This is a genomic window from Stenotrophomonas maltophilia (assembly GCF_047497515.2).
Classification (GTDB): Bacteria; Pseudomonadota; Gammaproteobacteria; order Xanthomonadales; family Xanthomonadaceae; genus Stenotrophomonas.
In genome coordinates, this window is record NZ_JAXAXL020000036.1 from 1 (window position 1) to 7,167 (window position 7,167).

Genomic DNA, 7,167 nt, shown 5'->3' on the forward strand with positions numbered 1-7,167 from the left:
CAGTTCCTCGCGCGATTCGCGCAGGCCCGGCGGCACCAGGTCGCTGAGGCGACGGGCGAGGTCATCGATGTGGTTCAGGTCGATCATGGGGAGGGGGCCGTGGGGTAACAGCCGGTTCGATCTTCAGCCCGCCGAGTTAAACCATGCGGGAAACATTGTGATGGCTTCCTCAGACCATTCCATCGCACTTTTCGAGCACAAACGCGGTGGCTGGCCGGGCTCGTTAGGAAAAGGCCTACAGGTCAATGCGGGTTTTTCCTACGAGTGTGAGGCCGTTGGACCGTGCAGAATCGGCAGCGCTGTATGAACAGATTGTTCATTCTCGCCAGGGGGACATCATGGGATGCAATGGGTGGCGGCTCGCTTCAGTGTTGCTGTGCTTCGCTGCAACGTCGGCTTCAGCGCAGGAATTCGTGGAAGCCGAGTCCGAATACGCCAATCGCATTGGCAAGGCCCAGCAGCTTGGGAAGCTTGATGCAGGTGCCTTCGGCGAGAGCATTTCTCTGTTCAACGGGCAGTTGAGCTTTTCGGTCACAGACATCGCCATCCCGGGTAACGCTGGGCCGCCTGTGGCGCTGAGCCGCAAGCGCAGCATCAGTGAGCGCTACCTGTATCAGGACAGCAAGCCTGGCGACCTTGCCGGCTTCTACGATTGGGATATCGACGTTCCACACTTGGAGGGTGTTTTCAGCGCCCGCGGATGGGTGGTTGGGCCCGATAACGATGCGAGCCGCTTCCAGCGCTGCTCACAGCAGAAGCGGCCCTACATTGGCGAAGGTGGCATTTCCTATTACCCGGAAACCGTGTTCTGGAACGGCTATGGTCTGAATCTGCCGGGGCAAGGGAGCGCGCAGATGCTGGTGGCATCAGCCGGCATCCCTATGCCTGCCGATGGGCAGAACTATCCTTGGGTGACAGCCGGCAACGTGCGCGTCCGCTGCTTGCCGCAGACCAAGAACGGAGTGCCTGGTGAGGCGTTCCTGGCGGTTACGCCGGATGGGACGAAGTACTACCTCAACTGGGTCGTGACGCGCGAAATGACCCGTATGAACTACAAGGATAATCCGCTGGCACCCACCCGGTCGCTGTCGCGAACCCATGTCTTCTTCATGGCGACGCGCGTGGAGGATCGTTTCGGTAACTGGGTCAATTACGGATACAACGGCGACAAGCTGACGTCCATCACCAGCAGTGACGGACGTGCCATCACCCTTGGCTACTCCGGCGACCGCATTACGAGTGCCTCGGCCAACGGCCGAACATGGACCTACCAGTACCGCGAACCCGGCGTACTGGGTTCACGTATTGATGGTGGACTGGCCGCCGTAGTGCTCCCCGACGGCACGCGGTGGACCTACACCGTGAGCGGCACCCTGCGCCCACCCAATTTTGGACCTACGCCGGAGGGCTCCGAGTGCGATCCCCGTATGGGAACCGTCTACGGCCCCTACAGCTACGCGGTGGGTCATCCGGCGGGTGCCGTGTCTACCTACTCACTGGCCTATCGCTATTTCTACCGCGCTACCGACATCAGCCCGTGCTCGTCGCCTGAGCAGACGCCCTATATCGGTGTCTGGAACCTGCAGCAGCGGACCATCAGTGGGCCGGGCCTGCCATCAATGACAACCACCTACGGCTTCCAGGATGGCTTTTCAGCCGGGGGGCGCTGGACGACGGTGACCGAGCCTGACGGAAGCGTCACCAGCTATCTGTTCGGCGTGCGGCCGCGCGTCGATGAAGGCAAGGTGCTGGAGACCCGAACCGCCAATGCTGCGGGGGTGACGCTTCAAGGCGTGAAATACCAGTATCTGAGCAAGGAAGAGGCTGCTGGTCAGTTCATTCCTCTTGTGGGGCAATCGCTGAGCATCATGACCCCAACTGAAGGACTCATCGAGCCGCAGAAGCAGGTCGTCACCACGCGTGAGGCCACGGCATATACCGAGCGGGTGGATCTATTCGACCTCTTTGCGAGGCCGGTCCAGACCTACAGTGGAAGCGACTTGGCCGTGGCCAAGGACAGGGTTGTATTCCATGACAATCTCGCCAGCTGGACCTTAGGCCAGAAAGAACGCGTGGAAGATGCCGACACTGGTGTCGAGCGAAATCGCACCGAGTTCAATGCACAGTCCCTCCCGCATTCCATATGGGTGTTCGGCAAGCTGAAGCAAACGCTGGCCTATGACTCACTGGGGAACCTCACGCAGGTGGTTGATGGCAACGGCAACACAACACAACTGCAGGATTACAAGCGGGGCACGCCTCGGCGCATCCTGTACGCCGATGGCACCAGCATCTCCGCCACGGTGGACGACAACGGCTGGCTGTTGAGCAGAACCGACGAAACCGCGGCGACCACTACCTACGGCTACGACGCGGCCGGCCGCTTGGCGCTCATCCAGTATCCCGGCGGCGATAGCGTGGCGTGGAATGATTTGATCATCAGCTATCAGCGGACGACCGGGTCTGAACGAGGGTTGGCAGCGGGACACTGGCGTCGCACGGAATCAACCGGAAATGCCCGGCGTATCACTTGGCATGACGCGTTGATGCGCCCGGTACTCACCGAGGAATACGACGCGGCCACCCGCAGTTCAACGTTGCGGCAGGTCATCACATCCTATGACCACGCCGGCAGGACGATCTTCCAGTCCTATCCCGGTCGCTATCGCGTGGAGGGGCCCTGATGCGAGTTCCGACAATGATGGAATGTGGCGTTCAGTCGCGCTGGCTCAGCGCATTGCTGCTGATGATCATGGTGCTTGCGCTTAGTCCAGCAGTGCACGCCCAGGCGTGGGTCAGACTGACTGGCCCGGCGCAGACCGTCTACACAGCTCCAGCAACTGTGACCATGACGGTTGAGTTCGGAAGTACCAATGGGGGCCCAAAGTCGGAGTACATCGACAATGTCCGGCTGACGCAGAACGGCGCGCTGGTTACCAATTTCGCGTATGGCGCTTACACGGTGCATGGTCTGCCTCCAGGAACGTATCAGTACATGCTGACGGCGCAGGGTATCCGCAACCTCAACGGAGAGGAGATCGTCCGGTCGCTGCAGAGCGGACCAGTGGTCATCACTGTCAATGCACCACCAGAGCCCGTCAATTCAGCCGAGTTGGTGTCTGCCTCGCTGTCAACCAATCGCGTGGTGGCCGGCCAGCCGTTCGTGGCGACGGTCACGATGAGGAATACCGGGGAAACCACATGGACGCCGGAAGGCGGATATGCACTCAGCATGCCCAACGACAATCCGGCGTACTGGCAGTCCTCAAGCCTATCCGTTCCAGGAACAGTGCCGCCGGGGGCAACCGCGACCTTCAACATCACTCTGGTTCCCAACACGGGCGCGGCCAATGGAGGCTGGTATGGCGTGTCATTCCAGATGCACAGGAATGGGAACTGGTTTGGGCTTGCTACAGGCCAGATCGGCTTCTTCATATGGCAACCGGTCAACGGCGCTGAGTACCACAGTCAATCCGTAGCCAGTGAAATGAAGACTGCGGGGAGCCAATCCGCCGTAGTAAGCATGAAGAACACCGGGGACACCACGTGGCAGCCGGGCAGCTACTGGTTGGGTTCGCAGAACCCAACCGATTCCACGCTATGGGGCGGGGCGCGCATTCCTCTGCCTCGCGCAGTGGCGCCGGGTGAAACAGTAGATATCCCTGTGCCAATGCAGGCGCCAACAACGCCGGGCGTCTACAACTTCCAGAGACAGATGTGGGCTGATGGAAAGGGCTGGTTCGGGCCCGCCACGCCAAATGTGGCGGTCAACGTAACCGCGCCTGTGAACAACGCGCGAACCGAGGAGGGGGGCGGCTTCCCGATCAGTATGGAGACGGGTAGCACGATGCAGATGCGGCTGCGCTTCCGCAACACAGGCGAGACGACGTGGAGCAACGGAGCGGGCTACGCACTGGCAACCGAGAATCCTGCCGACAACACCGTGTGGAGCGCCGCACGCATTCCCCTGCCGCATGATGTGCCCCCCAATGGCATCGTGGAATTTCTATTCACGATCACCGCACCTTCCGCAGCCGGGCAATACCCGTTGCAGTGGCGGATGAATCAGGAAGGTGTGGGCCGATTTGGAGATGCCACAGCCAATACCAATACCCGCGTAACGCTTCCGCCTCTGAAGGGTACTTGGACCGAGTACGATGCACTGGGACGCCCCACGTCGGTTTCCCAGGATACCGAGTCCGGAGTGGCAACGAGCGTCATCACTTACGAGGCGGGCAATCGACGTGCCACGGTGGATCCGCGAGGCTATACCACTCGAGTGCAGTACCTTGCGTTCGGTACACCGGCGCAGTCTGATGCAATTGCCATCAGCGCGCCTGAAGGGGAATTTACCGATATTCCCCGGGATCGCTATGGGCGGCCGGCGGCGATCGTACGTCGCAATGCAGACGGCAGCGTGCGCTTGCAACGCACGCTTGTGTACGGCGCTGGCGGGGAATTGTGCAAGGCCATAGAGCCAGAGTCTGGGGCTACGGTCATCGCCCAGGATGGCGCTGGCAACACGCTCTGGACCGCCAGTGGTTTAAACCTTCCGGATGCCGCCAACTGTGATCTGGCGGCGGCCCAGGGATCCGGGCGACGTATTGATCGGGCGTACGATGCGCGTAACAGGATTTCGACGCTGACGTTCCCCGATGGGAACGGAAACCAGACTTGGAGTTACGCCGCAGATGGACTTCCAACACAGATAGTCACGCTCAACGACGGTGGAACGACCCAGACTACAAACGCCTACAGCTATAACAAGCGAAGGCTGATGACGGGCGAATCCACGTCACAGCCCGGTTGGTTCACGTGGGGGCTGGGCTACTCTTACGACACCAACGCCTCGCGATCGGGTATCCAGTACCCGAGCGGCATGTTCATTGCTCTGGATCCGAATGCCCTGGGCCAGCCGAGTCGCGTCGGTAGCTATGTGAGTGGCGCTGAGTACCATTCCAACGGAAGCCCACGGCGATTTGCTTACGGTAACGGCGTTCAGTTCGTGCAGGAGTTGAATGTACGGAACCTGCCTTCCCGGATCACTGCGTCACCCAGCGTGGTTGACCTGACCTATGCATACGACGCCAGCGGAAATGTCAGCGCCATCCTCGATTCAATGGATGCAGGCCGTGACCGGCAGATGATCTACGACGGCATCGGACGTCTGACGCAAGCTACGTCGGCTGCCTTCGGTGGGGATGGAGTGATTCGCTACGCGTATGACGTTCTCGACAACACGCTGAGCGCCAAGTTGTCTGGACGCAAAGATCATACCTATGCATACGATGCACGTAATCGGTTGACCAACATCATGTCAAGCGACGGCGCGACGACGACGGGTTTGGCGTACGACGTGCAAGGGAACCTTTCGATGCGCAATGGCCAGCCATTCGTATTCGACTTCGGAAATCGGCTGCGCTCTGCGCCAGGACCAGAGAATTATCGCTATGACGGCCATGGGCGTCGCGTTCTGGCGTGGTTGCAGGGCAGTGGCTCGATTCTTTCCATGTACGACAGTGAGGGAAAGCTCCGCAGGCAGCAGAGTGAACGTGACGGGAAGGTTCGGGAGTACGTCTATTTGGGGTCGATGCTGGTTGCAACCCTGGAGGCTGGGGCTGACGGGGTAGTTCACCCGAAATATGCGCACGCAGATGTTCTGGGTTCACCCATTGCCGCCACCGATGCCTCCGGAAGTGTGATTGAACAAAGTTTTTATGATCCCTACGGTGAGTTGTTGAATCGCGGGCTGAGAGACGAAGTGGGATTTTCAGGTCATGTAAGTGACAGCCAAAATGGCATCTCGTACATGCAGCAGCGCTACTATGATCCGGTCGTGGGACGCTTCCTCTCTGTCGATCCAGTTACGGCTCATGCCAGTCCTACGAATGCATTCAATCGATACTGGTATGCAAGCAGTAATCCTTATCGATTCGTTGATCCTGATGGCCGTTACACCTGTGAAGCCGCGATGTGCGCGCCTATCAAGGCTTATGTTGGACAACTCAGGGAGTCACGGGCTAACCTCACGGATCGCCGGGAGCAGCGCATCGTCGACAAGATACTGCGCAGCATAGGAACCGAAGGTTCCGCTGGACCGCATTATGTGTCCGGTGAGCTGGACGGCAAGACAATCGCCAATACCAATCAGAAGGGGACAGTCACTGTCGATCTCAGCAAGGTCGACAGCCCGAAGACGGGCGCGCAGGTGATAGCCCATGAAGATCAGCACGATATTGATACGGCGGAGCGTGGACGCCCCGCGGCCACCAGTGATGAGGTTCGTGCCACAGAGCGGAGTGCTTACGGCACGGAGGCGGTTGTTGCCAAAGGCCTTGGGATCAACATCAGCAAGAGTGAACAGGCCAAGGGGGTGGAGGGTTCTGTTGCAAACTGGGAAGCGCGTCAGCCCAAGACCGAGAAGGACAAATGACTATGAAATCAGCGTCATTAGTGCCCATGCTGGGCCTGCTGCTATCTGCATGTGCCAGTGGGGGGGCGACAACCATGAACGACGATACTCATGATGAAGTGCTGTGTGCCATCGCTAAGAATCCCGGCGAATATGATCGGGACGAGGTCGTGTTGTCAGCTCGATATGTAACGGATAACCGCCACGAAGAGGTTCTGCGCAACTCCCGCTGCAGCGATGGCGCACGAATCCTCGATATCGGCAAGCATGGGGCCGCCAGTTCGGTCGCACGTTTTTACGCCGAACAGAAGCGTATATGCCTGGAGCGTCACAGTCCTGGCCTGTGCAATATCTCTGCCAGCGTGGAGGTGTCCGGGCGGATTCGGCTGACGCAGGATCGTGCCGTGTTCGATCTCGAGGACGTGAGGCACTTCGCGTTTGACGATGAGCGGTAGTCTGCTTTTCGCCTCGCTGTCTGGCGAAAGTGGCGTCAACTCAATCTGATGGCGAGCGCCCTTCCAGCTCGCGCACAGCGGTTTCCAGCGCGTCCAGTTTCTCGCGGGTCTTCAGCAGCACGGCGCGCTGCACTTCGAACTCCTCGCGGGTGACCAGGTCGAGCTTGGCCAGTCCGGCCTGCAGCGCGCTCTTGAAGGTGGCCTGCAGTTCCTCGCGCGATTCGCGCAGGCCCGGCGGCACCAGGTCGCTGAGGCGACGGGCGAGGTCATCGATGTGGTTCAGGTCGATCATGGGGAGGG

Annotated in this window: 4 protein-coding genes and 1 pseudogene; 3 read left to right on the forward strand and 2 right to left on the reverse strand. The window is 59.7% G+C overall.

The window, feature by feature from the left end:
* Nucleotides 1–87 (reverse strand): annotated as a pseudogene (locus tag ACMZPQ_RS22935) (accessory factor UbiK family protein); the annotation flags it as partial.
* 188 nt (nt 88–275) lie between these two features.
* Here ACMZPQ_RS22935 and ACMZPQ_RS22940 point away from each other — a divergent pair.
* From ACMZPQ_RS22940 to ACMZPQ_RS22950, 3 genes are all read left to right on the forward strand, one after another.
* Nucleotides 276–2,684, forward strand: a complete 2,409-nt coding sequence (locus ACMZPQ_RS22940) for an RHS repeat protein (protein ID WP_414485986.1) — start codon at nt 276–278, stop codon at nt 2,682–2,684.
* Nucleotides 2,684–6,433, forward strand: coding sequence for an RHS repeat-associated core domain-containing protein (locus ACMZPQ_RS22945; RefSeq protein WP_197580109.1), 3,750 nt, complete (start codon nt 2,684–2,686; stop codon nt 6,431–6,433). Before ACMZPQ_RS22940 ends, ACMZPQ_RS22945 begins: the two co-directional genes overlap by 1 nt.
* Nucleotides 6,434–6,507: 74 nt before the next feature.
* Nucleotides 6,508–6,867 (forward strand): hypothetical protein, encoded by a 360-nt coding sequence (locus ACMZPQ_RS22950; RefSeq protein WP_197580108.1) that lies wholly within the window; start codon nt 6,508–6,510, stop codon nt 6,865–6,867.
* Nucleotides 6,868–6,907: 40 nt separating this feature from the next.
* On the opposite strand, the gene ubiK is transcribed toward ACMZPQ_RS22950, so the two are convergent.
* Nucleotides 6,908–7,159 carry a ubiquinone biosynthesis accessory factor UbiK gene (gene ubiK, locus ACMZPQ_RS22955; protein ID WP_006474677.1) on the reverse strand — a complete coding sequence of 84 codons (252 nt, stop codon included), beginning with the start codon at nt 7,157–7,159 and terminating at the stop codon, nt 6,908–6,910.
* Nucleotides 7,160–7,167 lie beyond the last annotated feature (8 nt).

Bases quoted from the DNA above. Each gene is read 5' to 3' on its own strand.
- ACMZPQ_RS22945 (WP_197580109.1), top strand. From the start codon at position 2,684: ATGCGAGTTCCGACAATGATGGAATGTGGCGTTCAGTCGCGCTGGCTC.
- ACMZPQ_RS22950 (WP_197580108.1), top strand. From the start codon at position 6,508: ATGAACGACGATACTCATGATGAAGTGCTGTGTGCCATCGCTAAGAAT.
- ubiK (WP_006474677.1), bottom strand. From the start codon at position 7,159: ATGATCGACCTGAACCACATCGATGACCTCGCCCGTCGCCTCAGCGAC.